Origin of the sequence: Halobacillus sp. BAB-2008 (assembly GCF_000328325.1) — a bacterium.
GTDB lineage: Bacteria > Bacillota > Bacilli > Bacillales > Halobacillaceae > Halobacillus.
This window is the reverse complement of the sequence record NZ_ANPF01000007.1, coordinates 1-22,052: the sequence shown is the minus strand read 5'-3', so window position 1 is coordinate 22,052 and position 22,052 is coordinate 1. Positions and strand designations below refer to the sequence as shown.

Here is a 22,052-nt window from a genome sequence, read left to right as displayed (position 1 = left end):
GTAAAGAAGAATGATATCAACATTAACTTTTTGCTTAACCGAACAGAAGCCTAATGTATTAACCTTTCAGGCAGAAGACAATATCGTCCAATTATATATTTTAGAGGAGCGGATTTTCCGTGTGTACAACCGGATGGAATCTGCTCATAGTCTGGGGCAAACGTGGACAATTGCGCCTGGCATGGAGGATGTTCCTTTTGCGGGGCGGGACCGTTTTGACTTATCTCCGTTTTCTTTACCTTCATACGATGTGAAAGAAGAAGAAGGGACGGTTCAGGTATGGACTAACTCCTTAAAAGCAGTCATTCATATGGATGGATTCTGTATCGACTGGTATGAGAAGGATCATGACAGCTGGAGGAAAATAGCCGGAGACCGCAAAACACAAAGCTATAACTTCAGTAAGCAGCTGGGAGAAGGGGTATCGCACTATATGGAGCGCGATGCCCGGGATCATTACTACGGGCTCGGAGAAAAAGGCGGAAGGATGGACCGACACCATAAAAGGTACCAAATGCGGACGATCGATGCCATGGGATACGATGCGCAACATACAGACCCGTTATACAAACATATTCCATTCTATCTGGTGCATTCTCCGGTAACGGAAAGTTCTTACGGGATTTATTACGATAATTACTCTGACAGCACCTTTGATATGGGGGCGGAGCTGGACAACTACCATGGGTTGTACCGCTATTACCATGCCAAGAATGGCGACCTTGATTATTATTTCATTCTTGGTCCCGAAATCAAAGATGTGGTGGAAACCTACACCTGGATGACCGGCCGGACTATCTTTCCTCCAAAATGGAGTCTCGGTTATTCAGGTTCTACGATGACCTATACGGATGAACCGGATGCTCAGGATCAACTGAAGAAGTTCGTGGAGGCCTGTAAAGCATACGACATCCCTTGCGATTCCTTTCAGTTGTCTTCCGGATATACATCCATCGGAGATAAGCGTTATGTATTCCACTGGAACAAAAGCAAAATTCCAGATCCGCAGGGAATGAACGACCATTTTCATGATCACGGTATCCAAGTATGTGCCAACATTAAACCAGCGCTGCTTGTTGACCACCCGGAGTATGAAAAACTGAAAGACCAGCAGCTCTTCATCAAAGATTACACCGGAATAAATCCGGAGGTCTCCCAGTTTTGGGATGAGCTTGGATCTTACCTGGACTTTACGAATGAAGCAACGGTTCACTGGTGGAAGGATCGTGTCAAAGAAACGTTGCTTGCTTATGGAATTGATTCTACATGGAACGATAACAACGAATATGAAATATGGGATGAACGAGCACTGGCGGACGGTTTCGGTAAGCAGGTGCCGGTATCTCTTTTAAAACCGATCCAGACTTTGTTGATGATGAAAGCATCTTATGAAGCGCAGAGAGAGTATGCACCAGAAAGGCGTCCTTATTTGATATCCAGATCAGGCGGCCCTGGTATGCACCGTTATGTGCAGACTTGGTCAGGAGATAATTATACCGATTGGAAAACTATCCGCTACAACCAGAAGATGGGCCTCAGTCTTAGCCTTTCCGGGATATACAACTTCGGTCATGATGTGGGTGGATTTGCAGGGAAAGCTCCGGAACCGGAGTTATTTATCCGCTGGATACAAAATGGTATCTTCCATCCAAGATTTACGATTCACTCCTGGAACGACGACAAAACGGTCAACGTTCCCTGGATGTACGAAGAACACGTGGAGGAGATCCGCTATTGGATGAAAGAACGTGTCAAGTGGCTGCCTTATCTCTATCACCTGTTATATCAAGCTCATGCAGAACATCAGCCAATGTTGACTCCGACCTTTTACCATTTCGAGAAGGACCCGCATACGTTCGAGGAGAGCGATGATTTCCTAGTAGGTAAAGATCTGTTGGTTGCTAATGTGATGGAGAAGGGGCAGAAAGAAAGAACGGTGTACCTTCCTGAAAATAAGGATGGTTGGTATGACATTGCCTCTCACATATGGCATGCAGGAGGGCAGTCTTTAACTCTTCCTGTTTCCATCCATACCGTTCCATTATTTGCTCAAGGTGGATCTGTGCTCCCGATTCGAGACGGTGCCGTGACTTTCGCAACGAAAGATAAGGACGAGCGGGGACTATTGATTTTTCCTTCTAAGGAAACAGGTGAGAGCAGAAGGAAGGTTTATGAGGATGACGGAGAAACGATGGAGTACGAACAAGGAAACTGCAGTTGGATTAAAGCAGTAATGAAAACAACACCGGATGTGGTTCAAGTACATGTAGAACTGGAAGGGAAGTACCGACCTCCATATGAATCTGTGAATCTTTACTTCCCTGAAACAGAGGAGCGGACCATAGAAGTGAATGGAGAGCGATTGACGGAACATACGTATCAATGGAACTTAAATAAATAGAGGAGGGGATTGGATATGCCGCAATTATTGACTGATGACTTTCTACTGACCACCGCTTATGCGAAAGAGTTATACCATGATTATGCCAGGGACATGCCGATCATCGATTTTCATAATCACCTTCCTCCACAGGAAGTAGCGGATGACAGCAGCTTTGAGACCATTACGGATGTCTGGTTGTCCGGAGACCATTACAAATGGAGGTTGATGCGGGCAAACGGGATAAAGGAGCACTTCATAACAGGGAACGCATCCAAGAAAGAGAAATTTGATGCTTGGGCAGAAACAGTGCCGAATACATTAGGAAATCCTCTCTTCCAATGGACGCAGATGGAATTAAAAAACTACTTTGGCATTCATGACTTCCTCTCACCGGAGACGGCCGACGACATATGGGAAAGAACCAATGCCGCATTGAAAGAAAAGAGTATGTCGGTTCGAAGCCTTTTGGCAAAGGATCGAGTGGAATTTCTCGGTACGACCGATGACCCGACCGATGATTTATCTGCTCATCAATGGATAGCAAAGGAACAGTTGGATGTGAAAGTCGCTCCTTCCTTCCGTCCGGATCAAGCACTTAATATCGCTGGTGCCGGGTTTATCAGCTGGACAGAGAAACTAGGAGAAGTAGTGGATGAAAACCTTAATACTTATAAAGACTTCCTTACTGCTCTCTCCAACAGGATAGAGTATTTCGATCATCACGGATGCCGTGCATCGGATCATGGACTGAACCGGATGTTCTATGAAGAGAGTACAGAAGCAGAGGTCGAAAGGATTTATCAGAAGCGCTTGAATGGTGGCGTTTTGACGGATCTGGAAGTAGAAAAATACCAAACAAGGACGCTTCTTCATTTAGCTGCGGACTATTCCAAGCGGGGCTGGGTGATGCAGTTACATATCGGTCCGCTTCGGAATAATAATACAAAAATGCTTGAAGCTATCGGCAGGGATTCCGGATACGACTCTATCGGGGATGCTCCTTTGGCGGATGCCCTGTCAAGGTTCCTTGATTCTCTGGAATATGAGGATACCCTTCCGAAAACCGTCCTCTTCGGTCTGAACCCAAGAGATAACTATATCCTGGCAACGATGGCTGGAAACTTTCAGGATGGAAGCGTCCCGGGGAAAGTCCAGTTCGGTACGGCCTGGTGGTTTAATGACCATATTGATGGAATGGAAGATCAGATGAAGATTCTTGCGAATGTCGGACTGATAAGGCACTTCATCGGCATGCTGACAGATTCCCGTTCGTTCTTGTCCTTTTCCAGGCATGAGTATTTCCGGAGGATTCTTTGTAACCTGCTCGGGCGATGGATGGAGGAAGGAAGAGTGCCTGCAGATTCGAAATGGCTGGGAAGCTATGTGCAGGATATATCCTATTACAACGCAAAGCGCTACTTTAATTTATAGAGAGGAGTGATCTGATGGAAATGAGCTTTCGCTGGTACAACCACGAGGATCCGGTGACGTTGGAGAACATTAAACAAATCCCCCGGATGGAAGGCATTGTTACCGCTATTTATGATATCCCTGCAGGAGAAATATGGCCATATGAGCGGATAATGGATTTGAAGGAAGTCATAGAACAAGCTGGACTTAAATGGAATGTGGTAGAGAGTGTACCCGTTCATGAAGATATCAAGCTGGGCCGTCCTGCAAGGGATCGTTATATAAAGAATTATCAACAAACGCTGAGGAATTTGAAGAAAGCCGGCATCCATACCATCTGCTATAATTTCATGCCGGTTTTTGACTGGACACGGACGAATTTACATGAAAGCCTCCCGGACGGATCCACTTCTTTAGCCTATTCCGAAGAAGAGGCGCGCTCCATTGATCCTCTGAGTGGGGAATTGGTTCTTCCGGGCTGGGATCTTTCCTATCAAACTTCTGAACTTGAATCTATCATGGAAGCCTATCGTGGTATGGAAGAAAGCCAACTGATGAATCATCTGATCTACTTCCTGGAGGAAATCATTCCTGTAGCGGAAGAAGAGAACCTTTGTATGGCTATCCATCCGGATGATCCACCATGGTCGATATTCGGTTTACCGCGCATCATCACAAATGAGGAGAATATCACCTATTTATTACAGAAAGTGAACAGTCCTTCTAACGGCATCACCTTCTGCACGGGATCTTATGGAGCGGATCGAAACAATAATCTATTTGATATTTTGGAAGCAGCCAAAGGCCGTATCCATTTCGTTCATGCGAGAAACGTGAAGTGGACCGGGGAGAAGTCTTTCCAGGAAACCTCTCATTCAATTCATGATGGTTCTCTTCCTATGGTTGATGTCATGAAAAAATTAGTAGACGACGGTTTTGTGGGTCCGATTCGACCCGATCACGGACGCATGATTTGGGGAGAAGAAGGCCGGCCTGGCTATGGATTGTTTGACCGTGCACTGGGGGCCTCTTACCTGAACGGCATTCTTGATACAATCGCAAGAATGGAGGAAGAATGATGCATCTGCCATTTCAAGTTGATTTAACGGATAAAGTAGCAGTGGTAACAGGGGGAAGCGGTGTTCTTGGAGCGATTATGAGTCAATCCCTCGCTGAGTGCGGAGCAAAGGTTGCCATTCTTGCACGTAATAAAGAAAAGATTACAAAGACGGTGGAACAGATTCAAAAGTCCGGAGGAGAAGCAAAGGGTTTCAGTGTTGACGTTTTAAATAAAGGCGAGTTACAAGAAACAAGGGACGAAATTTTCAAGGAATGGGGAAGCGTCGACATTTTGATAAACGGCGCAGGTGGAAATCATACCAAAGCAACGACGAGTCAGGAATATTTAGATATGAGTGATTCTGACGCTCAGACATTCTTTGATTTGGACACCGAGGCTGTCGATGATCTGTTCCGGTTGAACTTCTCGGGTACACTGATTCCGACACAAGTATTCGCCGAGGGCATGGTGGAGCGTGATGGCGCGACCATCATTAATATATCATCCATGAACGCTTTCACTCCTCTCACGAAAATACCTGCCTACAGCGGGGCAAAAGCAGCGATCAGTAACTTTACGCAATGGCTTTCCGTTCATTTTTCTAAAGTGGGGATCCGCGTGAATGCGATAGCCCCTGGATTTTTTCTTACGGACCAAAACAGAGACCTGTTAATAGATACAACGGGCGATTACACGTCGCGGGCAGATAAAATCATATCCCAAACCCCAATGGATCGTTTTGGAGAGCCGGAAGAACTGATTGGGACGTTACTGTGGCTTGTGGATCGCCACTCATCCAGCTTTGTCAACGGAGTAGTTGTACCGATTGATGGTGGTTTTTCAGCATATTCTGGAGTCTAGGAGGAACGGACATGCGTAAATATGAAATATACAAAGAATTGATAGATCAAAAATTAACGGTGGTAATCAGAGGGGATAGCTACGAAGAAGCAGTGCATACAGCGGAAGCATGCGTGCGTGGCGGCATCCAAAGCCTTGAGATTACCTTTACAATCCCTCAAGCGGATGAAGTCATCCGGCATTTTGCCGATCGGGACGACGTACTCGTCGGGGCTGGTTCGGTTCTGGATGCGGAAACAGCGAAATTGGCCATCCATGCAGGTGCACGCTTCGTGGTAGGGCCGAATTTCAATAAAGAAACTTCTATTCTCTGCAATCGTTATCAAATCCCTTACATACCAGGTTGTATGACGGTGAATGAAACAGTGGCTGCCCTTGAATCTGGTGCTTCCATTGTCAAGCTGTTTCCTGGGCAGGCCTTCTCGCCATCCCATATCAAGGCGGTTAAAGGTCCAATTCCTCAAGTGGAAGTTATGCCGACTGGTGGAGTAAGCTTGGATAACGTTCAAGAGTGGCTGAAAGCTGGCGCGATTATGGTTGGAATAGGCGGGGATATCACCAAGCCCGGCAGCATCGGTGATTATGAAGCGGTGACAGAAAGAGCGAAAGCTTATGTCCAAGCAGTAAAGGAGTGCGTCGTGTGACGAAAATCGTTACGTTAGGGGAAGTACTGCTCCGGTTGAATGCTCCATCTTATGAACGCTTGAAAGAAACCGGTATGTTTGAACGGTTTATCGGCGGAGCGGAAGTGAATGTGTCCGTTGCTCTTTCCCAATTTGGCCATGAAGTGTCACTGGTCTCTGCTCTTCCTCCAAACGATGTCGGGGAGAATGCGCTTGCTTTTCTAAGGAAGAATCAATTGGATGTGAGCAAAGTGAAGTCGGTGGAGGGGAGAATGGGGATCTATTTTGTAGAAGAAGGCTATGGTTCCCGTCCCTCCAAGGTTACGTATGACCGCTCTTATTCTTCTTTTACCAATCTGACTGTGGAGGATTTTGATTGGGAGGAAATCTTTGAGGGGTGTTCTCTCTTCTATGTATCGGGCATTACACCTGCACTCAGTCCTGTCGCAAAAGCTATCACCCTGGAAGCATGTAAAGAGGCTGAGCGAAATGGGATAACGGTATGCTTTGACTGCAACTATAGAAGTAAATTGTGGAGTCAGTCAGAAGCGAAGGAGGCCTTTGAAGAAATCTTTCCTTATGTCGATATCTGTTTTGCAGGGATGAAGGATTTTGAATACACGCTGGGTTATGGAGATAGTCCTTCCTTTGACAGGGAGCGGCTTAGGTACTATTACGAGAAAGCTTCCGAAAGATATGGTATCAGCGTATTTGCCTGCACAGACAGACATGTGATGGATGGACAGCAGCATCGTTTGCAGGGATTTCTGTACAAAGACGGATCCTTGCACGAAACATCTCCGCATACGTTCAAGGTCCTCGATCGTATCGGTGGCGGCGATAGTTTTGCGTCCGGCGTTATCCACGGTAATCTAAAGAATTACGATAACCAGGAAATCTTAGAATTCGGTTTAGGAGCCAGCATATTGAAGCATACAGTGAAAGGGGACCACTTTTCTTTTACGGAAGCGGATGTAACCGATCTGGTGCAAAGTCAAACAGTGGATGTGGCGAGGTAGTAAGAAAAAGATACGTGTCCTATTCAGGACACGTATCTTTTTCTTTGACATCTTCCTGACTCATATCCTTTGTAAGATGAACCTGTAACACAAATATTGTTTACAGGAGGATACCAAATGAAAAACGTATTATCGAAGAAAGCCATCACAGGAGCGCTTGCGCTGGCCATCGCGATTCCGGGTGTTGCCTTTGCTGCCACGTCAGATTCCGAGTCCGGAGAGTCTGTGTTTGAAATCGAAGTCCGCGAGCTTCTCCAGCAGTTTAAGAGTGGGGACATCACCGAAGATGAAGCAGTTGATCAGCTGAAGGAGCAGGGATTCCATCGGGGCGGGCACGGCTTTGAGGCGCTGGATGAAGAGACGAAAGCGAAAGTCGACGCCATCCGCGATCAGGTGGAAGCAGGTGAGATGACGGAAGAGGAAGCGAGAGATCAGATGGAAGAGCTCGGCCTGAAAAGTCCCCATCACGGAAAAGGTGGCTTCATGGAGAACTTAACCGATGAGCAGAAGCAGGTGATGGAGGAGGTACGCGATCAAGTGGAAGCCGGCACGATGACGAAAGAGGAGGCAGACGCCCGTTTGGAAGAAGCGGGAATAGACCTGCCAGACCGCCCGGATATGCAGGATGGAACGGATCCTGATGAAACGGAAGTCTCCCAGACGACAGCCTTGTGAACGCAGCTTGGAAGACCTTCTCGAAAAGAGAGGGTCTTTTTTCTATATACCAAATCCATAATGGGACAGGGCATTGGATCATAGAGTAACTATTGATGAATGTCATATATTTTGGAATAATTGGAAGTAGTTAATAAGAAAGGGGTGTGAAAGGAAGAGATGAAACGAACCATGTCACGAATATCGATTTGCTTATTTGCTCTCAGCCTTATTTTGTATATTGTCATGCTGCTTGGGAACGACGCTTACCTTCTTATCAGTGTCGTACTTGCGGTCTTCGGATTGATTGCAGGAGTGTTTTCTGAGAAGGGGCTCTACAAGCGCATCGGTTTGATCGGGAACGGGGCCTTGGTGATAGTAACGATCGTTATCCCCCTTATTGTCACAACCTTCTTCTGGAACACGCCGTGAAAAAGGAGATCATGATACAGCGGTCTATCCCTTTGTTGACAGCCGCAGCTCTCCTTTTCCACAGCGTCCAGCTGGGTGTTCATCTGCCGGATCTGCCGAGGAACATCCCCATCCACTTCACCAATACTGTTCCCGATCAATGGGGGTCCAAGTACTTCCTGTTCCTTCTTCCGGTCATCGGTATCCTCAGCTGGCGGTTGATCGGTCTGTTAAAACGCCGGCCGGAGAAGCTGAATTACATCAATCTAACGGAGAAAAACAAAAAGATACAATACGAACGGGCCGTTCTCTTCCTCGTCGTAATTCAAAATACGATTCTTCTCATTGTTCTGTCCGCAAATCAGGATTTCCTGATGCAGGCGGCAGGAAGAGAGGTTTCTTTCTATTTTTATACGGCCATCGGTTTAATGGCTGCTCTGTTCTTTGTCTGCATGTATCAATTGTTCTGGGCTGCATTATTACGGGAATGAACTTATACGTCGTCCCTTTCTTCATAAGGGGCTTTCCGGTGAGTCTCTATGTCAGGAAGGGTGCTCCGGTTGTTCCGACCTTCGTAAACGTCGTCAAGCGGCGTGTAAGCCTCGCCTTCGGAAACTTTTTTCTTCGTCAGCTTTCGGATGAAGCTGATGAGCAGCAAAACGGCCATCAGGATTATAAGGACAGTAGCGATAGAACATTCCTCCTTTATCTATTATATACTGTAACAAAAGGGTAGCAGCGGTGGAAAGGGGAGAGACCTTGCGTAACGTAGAAGTCACCAGTTACAACGAAGCATGGCCGGCAATGTTCGAAAAAGAAGCGGATTCGCTCCGGAAGATTTTCGGGGAAGTGGTCCCGGCTATTCATCATATTGGCAGTACGGCAGTCCCTGGTCTGCATGCGAAGCCGGTCATTGATATCCTACCGGTCGTAACCGACATTTCCGTTGTCGATACATACGAAGAGAAAATGGCGGCCCATGGTTATGAAGCAAAAGGGGAAAACGGGATCGCCGGCCGGCGCTTCTTTCAAAAGGGCGGGGACGACCGGACCCACCATGTCCACGTGTTTCCGAAGGGCAGCAGCGAAATCGTCCGCCATCTCGCTTTTCGTGATTATTTACGCGCGCACAAGCGAGCGAGAGAAGAATACGGGCGCTTGAAAGCGGAGCTTGCCGTCAGGTTCCCCGAGGATATTGATGCCTATATTGCAGGAAAGAACAACGTTGTCAAAGAGATAGAAAAGCAAGCAATGATTTGGTATCGGACGAAGGCCGGGAGACGGTGATCTCCCGGCTTATTTTTTTGAAAATAAAAAATGTGACACCGTGTCACTTTTTAGTTGACTATTCGAATCAAGGGGAGTAATATACATACTATCAGTTGGGTGTGACACCGTGTCACATTGTGGGGGAAAGCATACTATGCCGAAACAAACATTCTTCAATTTACCAGAAGAGAAGCAGGAAGCGCTGATGAAGGCAGCGCGTGCCGAGTTTTCTAGAGCACCGCTTCACGATGCTTCGATTTCCAACATCATTAAAGGATGCGGAGTATCCAGAGGCAGTTTTTATCAGTATTTCGAGGATAAAGAGGACGTGTTCTTCTATCTGTTGAAACAGCACTCGAAAGAGAGGCAGGCTTTGTTCATTTCTTATCTGCAGCAGACAGAAGGGAACATATTCGAAGCGATGACGAATTTGTTCCACCAGACGCTGGATGAGTTTGAAGAGGAAGAGAACCGCTTGTTCTTCAAGCACGTGTTTCTAAACATGAATCACAAAGTTCAGAATACGTTTACGAATGGGGAAACAAGGGATCGATTCCTTACTTACTTGAATGATATCCGGCAGTATATCGATGAGAGTCTGCTGGATGTAAGAAATGAAGAAGAATTGTACCATGCGATCCATCTCGTTCGTGTGGTGATGTTCAATAATATGATCCGGCATTTTGCGAAAGGTTTATCAAAAGAGAAAGCGATGGAGCAGTTTGCGATCGAGCTCAGGCTTCTGAAGCGCGGCTTGTCCATCAGGAATGAGGAGGAATAAGTATGGCTGAACAAACACAGCAAGTAGAGAAACAGCCGATCAACCGCATAGCGATCGTATCGGTTCTGTTAGTCAGTGCGTTTGTGGCAATATTAAATCAGACGTTGTTGAACACGGCGCTGCCGAATATTATGGAAACATTGAATGTTACCGCTAATACATCCCAGTGGTTGATGACGGGATTCATGCTCGTCAACGGGGTAATGATTCCGATCACTGCCTTTTTAATAGGAAAGTTCACGACGAGACGCTTGTTCTTTACAGCGATGACGCTGTTTACGATTGGTACCGTCGTAGCGGCAGCTGCACCTAACTTCTCGGTGCTGCTTATCGGCCGTTTGATTCAGGCGAGCGGTGCCGGTATTATGATGCCGCTCATGCAGACGGTTATGTTGATGATTTTCCCAGTCGAGAAGCGAGGGACGGTCATGGGGATGGCGGGACTTGTCATCGCCTTCGGTCCGGCAATCGGGCCGACATTGTCCGGGTATCTCGTCGAAGAATATTCCTGGAGAACACCGTTTCTCATTATTATTCCGATTGCCATCGGAGCCATCATCTTCGGTGCCTTTGCGCTTAAGAACGTAACGGAACAGACGAACCCGACGATCGATGTGCTGTCCATTATCCTGTCTACCTTCGGATTCGGCGGTCTTCTTTACGGATTCAGCAGCGCCGGTAATGACGGCTGGTCCAGTCCGAACGTGTATATTACGTTGATTATCGGTGTCGTCGCCCTTGCGTCGTTCATCATCCGTCAGTTCCGTTTGGAAACACCGATCCTAGAGTTCCGTGTGTTCGGTAACAAAATTTACGCCCTTGCCGCTGTCATCACGATGATCGTCATGATGTCCATGCTCGGTGCAGAATTGCTCCTGCCGATCTACATGCAGACGATGCGCGGATTCACAGCACTTGAATCTGGTCTGATGCTGCTTCCGGGAGCGCTCGTCATGGGAATCATGTCTCCCATCACCGGAAGGATTTTTGATAAGATCGGAGCACGCTGGCTGGCGATTACCGGACTTACCATCATCGCATCAATGACGTACGTCTTCTCCAACTTGACGGCGGACACGAGTTACAGCTTCATCGTGACAATCTATGCGATCCGCATGATGGGTGTCGCAATGGTTATGATGCCGGTATCTACAGCAGGGTTGAACCAGTTGTCTAAAGAGTGGATCCCGCATGGTACAGCGATGAACAACACGCTTCGTACCATCGCAGGTTCCATCGGTACGGCACTGCTTGTAACAGTGATGACGAATGCGTCCAAAGACTATACGCCGTCTGCTGGTGAACAGCCGCAGAACATTATGTCCAATGCCCTTATCCACGGCATTGATGTAGCGTTCCTTGTCGCAACCATCATTGCGATAGTCGGGCTACTGTTGTCCTTCTTCATCAAAGGAAAGCCGAAGAAAGAAAAGAAAGTGCCTGCTGCGGAAACGAAGGCAGAGCCAGCCTTGCAGACAAACTAACCAGAAACGAAATCCTCTCACAACCGTGAGGGGGTTTTTTTGTTTATGCCGGCCCACATAGCCTGCCTTTTTTAACACACACTAGAAGAATATAACGGAATTAGAAAGGTGAGGGCTATGTGGACAGCAGCGTTCTGGGGAGGAGTCGCAGGATCGGCGGTATTTATCGGCTCGCTAGTCGGCCTCTTTTTCACCATGAAGAAGAGTTGGATCGGGGCCATCATGGCATTCGGTACCGGCGTTTTGATCGGTGCTGCTTCGTTTGAACTCCTGCTTGATTCGATTCATGAAGGAGGACTAAAAACAACGACGCTTGGATTTCTCGGCGGAGCCTGCTGTTTACGATCGTTGAATTTGTCCTTGCAAGAAAAGGCGGGAAAGAGCGTAAGCGTTCCCGTGAGAATCCTCAAGGATCCTCCGGGATGGCGATCTTCTTCGGTACGATCATCGATGCCATTCCAGAGTCCGTCATCATCGGCGTCAGTCTGCTCGAAGGAGGCGGAGTGAGCTGGCTCCTCGTCATCGCCATCTTCATCAGTAATTTTCCAGAGGGCCTCTCTTCCAGCGTCGGATTGAAAAAGGATGGTTACTCTAATCGGAAGATCCTGTTTTTATGGGGGGTCGTCCTCGTGTTATCTGCGCTTAGTTCCCTGACCGGTTATGTTTTTCTTGAAGGTGCCTCGGACGGGCTGATCGCCTTCATCGGAGCGTTCGCGGCCGGAGGGGTCATTGCGATGGTGACGGCTGCCATGATGCCGGAAGCGTATGAGGAAGGCGGCGCTGCCGTCGGTTTTATCGCCTCGGTCGGTTTATTGTGTTCCTTGATTCTCACGCACTTTCAGTAAGAATAGCCAAACTATTAGTAAGGAGGGAATACCATGGAATCTGTGTTAGCGTTCCTTACAAGGACGGATGTGTATGTAGGTATCGTTGTCTTGATTCTGTTTCCGGTTTTTGCGACGAAAGCGGCCCATGGTATTGTCGACTTGCGGCGAAAGGCACGGGGGACTAGGACAACGTACGAGAAAGAACAGGAGAGAGAACCAATTGGAGACCTTCTTAAAGAGAATAAAAAGAAAATAGATGACCGGATCGGGATGAATGCAGACATTACAACACGTAACTTCAAGCTAGGGGAAGACGGCCCATCTAGTGCCCTTATCCATATCGACGGTCTTGTGAACGTGGAGGAAATCAATAATTTTGTTTTGAAACCGCTGATGTCAGATGGTGCAGGTAAGCGGAAGCATTGGAGAAAAGATGCGTTGAAGCAGCATCTGCTTGACCACGTGATCAGTGTAGCCGGGATTAAAGAAGTGGAAGATATCGAGAGCGGCATCAAGGGAGTCATGACCGGGTCGGCGTTGTTGCTTGTGGACGGCGTGGAGGTCGGGATTGTTCTTGATGTGAAAGGGTGGAAGTCAAGAGCGATTGAAGAGCCGCCTACAGAAGCGCTTGTCCGTGGTCCTCGTATCGGGTTCATCGAAAACATTCGTGACAATACCTCTATCCTGAGGAGACTAACGAATGACCCGAACTTGACTATCCTTAATTTTGAAATAGGCGATCGGTCAAAAAAGGATTTGGCCATTGTCTATATCAAAGATATTGCCAATGAAGAGCTGCTTCAGGAAGTCATCCAGCGGGTGAAGAATATCGACATCGATGATGCACTTGAATCGGGTTACATTGAGCAGCTGATTGAAGATAATTATTTATCCATCTTTCCACAGGTGCAGGCGACGGAGCGCCCGGATCGGGTGATGGGAGGTTTACTGGAAGGACGGATCTCTATTCTTCTTGACGGAACACCGTACGCGTTAATCGTGCCGGCGACGTTCGCTATGATGATACAGTCTCCGGAGGATTATTATGAGCGCTGGATTCCAATGTCCCTGATTCGGATGCTGAGATATTTTGCTGCTATCTTAAGCATTTTTCTGCCGTCGTTTTATGTCGCCTTCATTTCCTTTCATCAAGGAATGATTCCGACAGAGCTCGCTCTTGCCATTGCCAGCACGCGGATAGGGGTCCCTTTTCCGACGATCATTGAAGCGCTCTTAATGGAACTTGCTATCGAAATGCTGAGAGAAGCGGGCCTGCGCCTTCCGCGTCCGGTGGGGCAGACGATCGGGCTTGTCGGTGCCATCATCATCGGGGAAGCGGCCGTTCAGGCGGGACTCGTCAGCCCCATTATGGTCATCGTTGTTGCCACGACCGCGATTGCCTCCTTTGTTTCGCCTCAATACGGGATGGGAGTCGCACTTCGGGTGCTGCGCTTTGTTGCCATGTTCTTTGCTGCCTTTCTAGGTTTATATGGGATCATTTTGTTTTTCCTGCTTCTATGTATTCACGTCGTCAAACTGCGGAGCTTCGGTGTACCGTACGTTACACCGGCAACGATTTACAATTGGAGCGATTTGAAAGATTTCATCTTCCGACTGCCCCTGTTCGTTATGAAACAAAGACCGAAGGAGTTTTTTCCAAAAGAGCGGACGCGCCGGAAGTTTTAAAAGGAGTACGGGTCTATGAATACAGGTTCAGATAAATTAACGACACCTCAGACTATTGCGCTGCTCGGCTCGATGCTTGTTGCTGTCGGTATTTTCACGCTGCCCCGGGCATTGGCGGAGAAAGTGAATACGCCGGATGTGTGGATACCGATCTTGATTGGTGGAGGTATTACTCTGGGCGCCGGATTTTTGATCATTGTCCTCAGTCTGCGTTTTCCAGAAAAGCATTTCTTTCAGTACAATCAAATCATTACGGGCAGGTTCATCGGAACACTCATCAGTCTTTTATTTATTTCCTATACGATTACTCTGGCTGCTTATGAAATCCGTGCGATGGCGGAGCTTACTCAATTTTACCTACTCGAGGATACGCCGCTTTCTGTCATTATGATCAGCATGCTGCTTGTCGGTATTTATTTGTCGGTCGGAGGAATCAATCCCATTGCGCGGATGTTCGAGTTTCTCTATCCTGTATCCATTTTCTTCTTTCTTATGATCATCTTGCTCGGTCTGAAGATATTCCATATCGACAACTTACGCCCTGTTCTCGGACAGGGAATCGGTCCTGTTCTGGAAGGTATATCCCCGACGCTGTTGACGTTCAGCGGTGTGGAATTCATGCTCGTTTGGATTGCTCTCATGAAGATGCCGAAGAAAGCGTTCCAGGTCGTCGGCTGGGGTGTCGGCGTGACGGTTCTTCTTTATTTAGTCACGGTCGTCGTCGTTGTCGGTGCGCTGTCTATCGATCGAACAAAAATCGATACATGGCCCACGTTCTCTTTAATTCAGCAGTACGAATATACAGGGGTGTTCTTCGAGCGATTCGACGCCGTCTTTCTGGTCGTCTGGTTGATTCAAATCTTTGCGACGTATATCGCCTGTCACTATATAGCCGCAACCGGCCTGGCATTCACATTTAAAACCAAATATAAGAAGGTTTGCTATCTTCTGCTCCCGGTCGTTTATTTGATTGCGCTGATTCCGGAAGATTATAATCAGATGGCTGTGATGGGGGATTACATCGGCTATTCGAGCATTGTTTTCTCGATGGCTATTCCAGCTTTACTTTTGGGGATTGCTGTTATCAGAAAGCAGAAGGGAAGCGGATGAGATGAAGACCACCTATCGTCTTTTGTCTATACTTCTAGCTTTCATTGTGCTGGCTGGGTGCTGGGATAACAAAGATATTGAAGAGCTGTCATTCATTCTTGGAGCTGCTTTCGATAAATCCGAAGATGAAGAGAATCCGATTGAATACACCGGCCAACTGGCAACTTTACAAAATGAAAACGTCGGTCCTTCCAATTTGCCGCCCTTTCATAATTTCACGTTAACAGGAGATTCCATACACGAGATTATCCGTGAATTAGCCATGGAAGAACCGAATCCTTTATATACAAACCATCTAAAGGTCATCATCCTGCAGGAAAACCTGCTTGAGGATTACCCGATGTCATCGATTCTTAACCAAGTGACGAGGGATAACGTTTCCAGGATGAGTCCGCGGATGTTCCTGACCAGGGAGTCGGGGAAAGAGGTATTGTCTGTGGAAGGGAATGCAGATATACCAAGTACTTATCTAAGGGAATTGACGAACAACCATACGCGGACGACCGGGCTTCTTCCTTCGGTCCGTCTTGGTGATGCCGTCACTTACTTGTCAACAAAATCCAGTTTCCTAATGCCGAATGTAGAACTTGTGAACAGTGATATCAAGCTGAATGGAGCAGGTATTATTAAAGGAAAGACACAGAAGTACGCAGGCCATCTCGATCAGTCGGATGTGGAAGGTGTGAATTGGATTAAAGGACAGGCAACCGGCGGGGTTGTAAAGATGAAAAATGACGATGGGGTCGTCACCGTGTACGAGCTTCAGACGTTGGATACGAAGGTAATACCTAAATGGAGCGGTGGAACACTCTCCTTCCAGGTGAACGTTACCTCATCCGGTTGGATCACCGAAGATTGGTCGCAGGAAGGAGACTCTTTCGAATCTGCCCAGCTTGAAAAAGTAGAAAAGGAGACCTCTAAAGAAGTGACCAGGATGATGGAAGATGTGATGAAGAAGCTTCAGGAGGAATACGCAGCGGATGTTGTCGGTTTCCACGAACGTTTCCGGATTGCCTATCCGAAAGAATGGGAACGGGTAAAAGGAGAATGGGATGAGCTGTTCGCAGAAGCGGATGTCACGTTCGATGTAGATATTACTGTAACTGGATTCGGTTCAGAGGGGACGAAGTAGGTCGGTGCATATAGACACCGGCCTTTTTCTGCTGCTATTCGTCAACAAACGAGCCGTCAGCATTGAAATAATTTCCACGAATGTTTAGTATGAGGGCATTAATGACTTTAGCAAGCCATCCAGTTAGGAGATGTACTATGCCGCAGCTAACCAACTACTTGTATCTATTCTATTCATTTGTCTTCCTTTTGAATATCATCCACGTATTCTGGCAGAATGCCGTACTTTACACAGGAATCGGTATCCTTGCGATCATCATGATTGCCATCAGCTTTCCACGTGCTGATAAGGTTTTCAAGGTTCTTGGTACCGTTCTGATTGCTGCCGGTACCTTTTTCTACTTTTCAAGCGATGCAGGCCTTCGGGATATTCCGGATGCTTTCGCAGGAAATATCAGCCTTCTGTTCCTCGTCTCCATGCTTCCTTGGATGAACAGCGCCGTGAAGGCAGGTCGCTACAATACACTGTTGAAGTCTTTGATTGGAAACAAAGACCGTCGTCTCAGTAAGCTTTACGGACGCAGTGAGCTGACAATGGTGTCGCTTGCTGCTTTCCTGAACTTATCCTCTGCGACCGTTTCCCAGGATTTGTTGAAAGAAAAGTTGAAAAATGTCCCTGCAAACGTACGTAATAATTTTGTAGCGATGGTGACGTTGAGGGGTTATTCTCTCGCCCTGTTATGGAGTCCGCTTGAGATTCTATTGGCAACCGCTATTTTCATAACAGGAGCCAATTATCTGGCAGTCCTGCCGTGGATGATCGCGATTTCTATTATAGGGATCCTGCTCGACTCGGCGTTTGCGAGGTTCTTGTTCCGGAACGAATCCTTACCGGAAGAAGATACGGCCAAGAACATTCCGATGGATAAAAAGAAATTCTTTCAGTTCATAGCCGCCCTGGCCCTGTTTCTAGGAGTCGTCGTTTTCCTAGGCAATGTCATCCAACTCGATTTCCTGTTCTCTGTGACGATTTCCATCTTTCCTTTCGCGTTTTATGGGCAGTGGTGATCCATAGAAGAAGGAGTTTCTTCCACATCGGATGGCCGACGTGGAAGTGGAATACGAACAGGCTCGACAATTTTATCGTTCTGCTTGTTACGCTGTCCTTTTTAACAGAGACGCTGACGGCATCGCCTTACCTGCAATACATACAGGATCCGATCATTGCTTTGGAAGGCCGGCCGATTTTGATTATGTTCTTCATTCAGGCGGCATTCCTGTTCATCACACTGCTTGGTGTTCACCCGATTGCAACGATGGGGATCTTCGGTGGAATAAGCGGACTCCTGCTGGGAGCGTTCCCTCCGGTCACGCTCGTCATTCTCCTCTCCAGCTGTGCCATCGCGACCGTCCCGTCTGCACCTTATGGACTTATTGTCACGATCACATCCGTCGCCTTGAAGCGGAATCCATATCAGATTGTGCTTCGGAATCTGCCCTATACGATCGGTCTCGGCTTTGTCGGGATAGGAGTTTCCCTGCTGTCCATGCTTTTCTATTAATTTTTTTACAGAAATTACTAGTTTAGCAGCTGGAGATTTTGGATACATTGGTAGATAGGAACCAATCAATGTGCTGTTTCATTACCGTATCAGTTGCAAATTTCGCTGTTTTTCAACATAATCTTAACAGAGGCAAAACATAGATAACCCTCGGCGAAGAGACAGACAGGTTTTCTGAGAAATTCTAAGATGAGTGTCCGTACGTCATTGGTGAATAATTAGAAAGAGGGGAAACAAAATGAGGGAAGATATGATCCGTGTGTTGGACCAAAGGGATTTTCTGGTGAAGGAAAACAAGAGGCTCCAGGAACAGTTGGAGCATGAACGCCTGAAAGTGTCCGTGTTGAAAAGGGAACTAGAGAAAGAAGAAAAGAGAACGCTCGTACCAAGCGGTGCGTGAATATAGAGTAATGCCGGACCATCCTACCTGGTCCGGTTTTTTCTTTTCTAAAGATTCTACTGGATTCGACACGCGCGCTGTGAGATTATAATGGAAAGCCGTACATACAGGGAGGGGTTTTCCATGCAGGAACTATTGATCTATATCTGCCTATATCTTCTGCCCGCAGGAATGATGTTCCATTTAGCTCTCGATGTATGGGGGAGGAACCGGAGAAGCACCGAACATATCCTTCTCGGAAGCTACATTTTCTTATACGGAACATTGTTCTTCTTCGAATTCATCCGCAACCAGGTCGATATTTCCTACAGTCCATTCATCACCACTTACCTGTTCGGAAACGCAGGTCTGCTTCTATTATCGCTATCTCTTCATTTTATCTTCAAAGTTACCCACCTTTATAAACGAATGGCTGCTTATTTGTATCCTTGGATCTTTTACGTCCCTGCCGTCCCGGTGCTTCTGACCCTGCTGCTGCAGACGAATCTGACGAATAGTGCGGCATTTGAACACGTCGGTTTGTTCCACTACCCTGAGTACAATACGGAATACCTGATGACGATGACCATCGGGAACGTCTTTCACTTCGGTATTGTACTCCTGCTCGTGTACCTCTATAAAACAGCCAGGGTACCTGTTCAAAAACGTGTATTGAAAACGTTGATGATCGTAGCCGGACTTGTTCTTATCTGGGATGTCATCTTCGGCTATTTGGAGATCCGAGGCTTCCTGCCGCCGTATCCATATATCTATGGCGGTATTATCTGGGCTTTTGCATTAAATATTGCCATGAAAAAGTTCGATTTCCTTGCTTCATACAGTAGAAGATTCTCCATCTTATATGATCTAAATCCATCGTCCATCCTTTTAATAGATAGAAAGGGAAGGATCGACAGTGCGAATCCGGCGACGAACAAACTGCTCCGCTATGTAAAACTTACCGGACACAATCTGACCGATTCCCTTGCTGAATCCTTCAAGGAGGCGACAATGTCCGCCTTGGATGAGGCTTTTGAGACGGGAGGGAAATTCTCCGGACTCGAATCTAAAATCGTCACGGCCGATGGCCGGGAACGATTCGTTCTTATCGACGGTGATTTCCTGCTGATCGACCAGCGTATCTATCTGATGCTTATCATACGGGATATCCATATGATGAAAGAAGCCCGATCTACCGCCGAGTTTCTCGCCTACCATGATCCGCTCACAAAACTCCCGAACCGCCGCCGATTTTATGAGAAAGCAGAGGGAGCGCTCGCAGGGAAAGAAAATATGGCCCTTCTCGTATTCGATCTGGACGGATTTAAAACCATTAATGATACTTACGGCCACCAAGTAGGCGATGGTTTTCTCGTTCATATCGCCGACAGCCTGACAGAATTCATCCCACCAGACGGATTTGCTGCCCGCGTCGGCGGGGATGAATTTTACGGAATGATTCATTATGAAAATCGCGAAGAACTGGAGTCGAGAGTTACCTTCTTGACGAAAGAAATAAGACAGCGCGTCTTTCACTATGGAACCATAGACATTCCTGTACGCTTCAGTCTCGGCATCAGCTGCTTTCCGGAGCATGGAGATGAGTTGGAAGTGTTGATAGCGAAGGCGGACGAGGCGATGTACGTGGTTAAGCAGGAAAGACGAAATGGACACAGCTTCTGGTCGAGCCGGACGGGGGTTACAAGCCCCTCTAAATAGGACAGGTGCAGATGGTTTTTCATCGCTTTCTTCGTGGTACATAATAGGAGAGTAGTGATAATAAGGGAGATGAATAGTTATGGACAAATCTATCCGTTTAGGTAAATCTGACTTGCACATCAATCCGATCGGCCTTGGAACGAATGCTGTCGGCGGACATAACCTCTACCCGAACCTTGATGAAGAGCAGGGGAAGGATGTCGTCCGTACAGCGATTAACCAAGGGATGAACTTTCTTGATACAGCCTTCATTTATGGGCCGGAGCGTTCAGAAGAGCTTGTCGGGCAGGTCATGAAAGAATACAAGCGTGAAGACATCGTCCTTGCGACAAAAGGCGCCCACGAATTCAAAGGGGACGATGTGGTCATAAACAACCGGCCTGAATTTCTAAAACAAGCGGTCGAAGGAAGCTTGAAGCGTCTGGATACCGATTATATCGACCTCTTCTACATTCACTTCCCTGATGAAGATACACCGAAGGATGAAGCAGTCGGTATGTTGAAAGATTTGAAAGATCAAGGGAAAATCCGCTCGATCGGAGTTTCCAACTTCTCTGTCGAACAACTGAAAGAAGCCAATAAAGACGGCTATGTTGACGTCATTCAGGGTGAATACAACCTGTTTAAACGCGAAGCTGAAAAGGATATGCTGCCTTACACAGCAGACAACCAAATTTCCTTTGTGCCGTATTTCCCATTCGCATCCGGACTGCTTGCAGGTAAGTATGATGAAAATACGACATTCAATGACCTGCGTGCGAAGGATCCGCTTTTCCAGGGAGAAGCATTTAAACAGAACCTCGCCAAAGTTGAGCAGCTCCGCCCGATCGCTGAGCAGAAGGGTGTGGAAATTCCACATATTGTTCTCGCCTGGTATTTGAATCAGCCGTCCATCGACGCCGTTATACCTGGTGCAAAACGTGCATCCCAGGTCATTGATAACTTGAAGACGTTGGAAGTCTCCTTGACGGATGATGATATTTCCAAGATCGATCATATATTTTCATAACGTCAAGAACTCGGAACTCCCTTAACGGGGAGTTCTATTTTTAGGGAGCTGATCTTTTGAAAAAACTATTACTAACAGGGTTTGAACCATTTCTCCATTTTCCAATCAATCCCACGCAGCAGATCGTGGAAGAACTTAAAGGAAGCGAGATGAATGGATATAGAATAGAAGGAGAAATCCTTCCTGTAGATTTTAACCGGTCAGGAAAGGAAATAAAGAAGCATATAGACCGCGTTCGACCGGATGCAGTTATTTCCCTCGGTTTGGCAGGAGGACGTGACAAAGTGACCCCGGAGCGAGTCGCTGTCAACTGGAATGAAAGCAGCGAGAAGGACAATGAGGGAAATACTCCCGATGGAGAAAAGATTTATTCTCAGGGTCCGGACGGAATCTTCTCCACGCTTCCAGTGAAAGAGATGGTTCAAGTCATAAAAAAGAACGGTTTTCCGTCGGAAATATCTAACACAGCAGGGACTTACTTATGTAACCATGTGATGTACCAGGTGCTCTATTATTTCCGACAACAGAATCGAAGTACACCATCAGGATTCATACATATTCCCGCGTCACATGAATTAGCCGTTCGACACGGAAATCTCCCGAGCTGGTCTCTGGAAGACTTGGCAGCAGCGGTAAAAGCTGCGATTGAAGTAGTAACTTATGATTAATCTGACTTTTTCGACGTCCTTTTCCTTATTCATGAGGAAAAGGACGTTTTTTGTATGGATCGTGTC

Annotated in this window: 21 protein-coding genes and 1 pseudogene; all 22 read left to right on the top strand. The window is 47.1% G+C overall.

Going from position 1 to position 22,052, the window contains the following annotated elements; all coding sequences use genetic code 11:
• Nucleotides 1-10: 10 nt before the first annotated feature.
• Nucleotides 11-2,401: a glycoside hydrolase family 31 protein gene (locus D479_RS02370; RefSeq protein ID WP_008633238.1), complete on the top strand. Its 2,391-nt coding sequence runs from the start codon at nucleotides 11-13 to the stop codon at nucleotides 2,399-2,401.
• A 15-nt stretch (nucleotides 2,402-2,416) separates the two neighbouring features.
• Nucleotides 2,417-3,814: a glucuronate isomerase gene (uxaC, locus tag D479_RS02365; RefSeq protein WP_008633231.1), complete on the top strand. Its 1,398-nt coding sequence runs from the start codon at nucleotides 2,417-2,419 to the stop codon at nucleotides 3,812-3,814.
• Nucleotides 3,815-3,828: 14 nt separating this feature from the next.
• Nucleotides 3,829-4,872 carry a mannonate dehydratase gene (locus tag D479_RS02360; RefSeq protein ID WP_008633230.1) on the top strand — a complete coding sequence of 348 codons (1,044 nt, stop codon included), beginning with the start codon at nucleotides 3,829-3,831 and terminating at the stop codon, nucleotides 4,870-4,872.
• Complete coding sequence (locus D479_RS02355; RefSeq protein ID WP_008633229.1) at nucleotides 4,872-5,714, top strand: SDR family oxidoreductase; 843 nt, start codon at nucleotides 4,872-4,874, stop codon at nucleotides 5,712-5,714. Before D479_RS02360 ends, D479_RS02355 begins: the two co-directional genes overlap by 1 nt.
• Nucleotides 5,715-5,725: 11 nt before the next feature.
• On the top strand, nucleotides 5,726-6,358 hold the full coding sequence (locus D479_RS02350) for a bifunctional 2-keto-4-hydroxyglutarate aldolase/2-keto-3-deoxy-6-phosphogluconate aldolase (RefSeq protein WP_008633227.1): 633 nt from the start codon (nucleotides 5,726-5,728) through the stop codon (nucleotides 6,356-6,358).
• Complete coding sequence (locus D479_RS02345; RefSeq protein WP_008633225.1) at nucleotides 6,355-7,356, top strand: sugar kinase; 1,002 nt, start codon at nucleotides 6,355-6,357, stop codon at nucleotides 7,354-7,356. Before D479_RS02350 ends, D479_RS02345 begins: the two co-directional genes overlap by 4 nt.
• Before the next feature lie 117 nt (nucleotides 7,357-7,473).
• Nucleotides 7,474-8,031, top strand: a complete 558-nt coding sequence (locus D479_RS02340; RefSeq protein WP_008633224.1) for a hypothetical protein — start codon at nucleotides 7,474-7,476, stop codon at nucleotides 8,029-8,031.
• 159 nt (nucleotides 8,032-8,190) lie between these two features.
• Nucleotides 8,191-8,442, top strand: a complete 252-nt coding sequence (locus D479_RS02335) for a hypothetical protein (RefSeq protein ID WP_152413299.1) — start codon at nucleotides 8,191-8,193, stop codon at nucleotides 8,440-8,442.
• An 11-nt stretch (nucleotides 8,443-8,453) separates the two neighbouring features.
• A complete protein-coding gene (locus D479_RS02330) occupies nucleotides 8,454-8,912 on the top strand; it encodes a DUF1648 domain-containing protein (protein ID WP_008633219.1) in 459 nt (152 codons plus the stop codon).
• 268 nt (nucleotides 8,913-9,180) lie between these two features.
• A complete protein-coding gene (locus D479_RS02325) occupies nucleotides 9,181-9,708 on the top strand; it encodes a GrpB family protein (RefSeq protein WP_008633208.1) in 528 nt (175 codons plus the stop codon).
• Nucleotides 9,709-9,844: 136 nt separating this feature from the next.
• A complete protein-coding gene (locus D479_RS02320) occupies nucleotides 9,845-10,471 on the top strand; it encodes a TetR family transcriptional regulator (protein WP_008633207.1) in 627 nt (208 codons plus the stop codon).
• 2 nt (nucleotides 10,472-10,473) lie between these two features.
• Nucleotides 10,474-11,955, top strand: a complete 1,482-nt coding sequence (locus D479_RS02315; protein ID WP_008633206.1) for a DHA2 family efflux MFS transporter permease subunit — start codon at nucleotides 10,474-10,476, stop codon at nucleotides 11,953-11,955.
• A 117-nt stretch (nucleotides 11,956-12,072) separates the two neighbouring features.
• A pseudogene (locus D479_RS02310) lies at nucleotides 12,073-12,800 on the top strand (ZIP family metal transporter).
• A 33-nt stretch (nucleotides 12,801-12,833) separates the two neighbouring features.
• Nucleotides 12,834-14,468: a spore germination protein gene (locus tag D479_RS02305; protein WP_051989364.1), complete on the top strand. Its 1,635-nt coding sequence runs from the start codon at nucleotides 12,834-12,836 to the stop codon at nucleotides 14,466-14,468.
• A gap of 15 nt (nucleotides 14,469-14,483) precedes the next feature.
• Nucleotides 14,484-15,578 (top strand): GerAB/ArcD/ProY family transporter, encoded by a 1,095-nt coding sequence (locus tag D479_RS02300; protein ID WP_008633199.1) that lies wholly within the window; start codon nucleotides 14,484-14,486, stop codon nucleotides 15,576-15,578.
• Nucleotide 15,579: 1 nt separating this feature from the next.
• A complete protein-coding gene (locus D479_RS02295; protein WP_008633188.1) occupies nucleotides 15,580-16,710 on the top strand; it encodes a Ger(x)C family spore germination protein in 1,131 nt (376 codons plus the stop codon).
• 137 nt (nucleotides 16,711-16,847) lie between these two features.
• Nucleotides 16,848-17,717, top strand: a complete 870-nt coding sequence (locus D479_RS20970) for a hypothetical protein (RefSeq protein WP_241210905.1) — start codon at nucleotides 16,848-16,850, stop codon at nucleotides 17,715-17,717.
• Entirely contained in the window at nucleotides 17,714-18,211 is a 498-nt protein-coding gene (locus D479_RS20965; RefSeq protein WP_241210904.1) for a hypothetical protein, read from the top strand. The genes D479_RS20970 and D479_RS20965 overlap by 4 nt, the downstream gene beginning before the upstream one ends.
• 238 nt (nucleotides 18,212-18,449) lie before the next feature.
• Nucleotides 18,450-18,611, top strand: a complete 162-nt coding sequence (locus tag D479_RS20565; RefSeq protein WP_161484912.1) for a hypothetical protein — start codon at nucleotides 18,450-18,452, stop codon at nucleotides 18,609-18,611.
• A 123-nt stretch (nucleotides 18,612-18,734) separates the two neighbouring features.
• On the top strand, nucleotides 18,735-20,309 hold the full coding sequence (locus D479_RS02285; protein ID WP_008633186.1) for a sensor domain-containing diguanylate cyclase: 1,575 nt from the start codon (nucleotides 18,735-18,737) through the stop codon (nucleotides 20,307-20,309).
• Nucleotides 20,310-20,388: 79 nt separating this feature from the next.
• The gene (locus D479_RS02280; RefSeq protein ID WP_008633184.1) at nucleotides 20,389-21,318 is read left to right on the top strand and encodes an aldo/keto reductase; all 930 of its coding nucleotides are present in this window, start codon (nucleotides 20,389-20,391) and stop codon (nucleotides 21,316-21,318) included.
• 56 nt (nucleotides 21,319-21,374) lie between these two features.
• Nucleotides 21,375-21,986 (top strand): pyroglutamyl-peptidase I, encoded by a 612-nt coding sequence (pcp, locus tag D479_RS02275; RefSeq protein WP_008633183.1) that lies wholly within the window; start codon nucleotides 21,375-21,377, stop codon nucleotides 21,984-21,986.
• Nucleotides 21,987-22,052 lie beyond the last annotated feature (66 nt).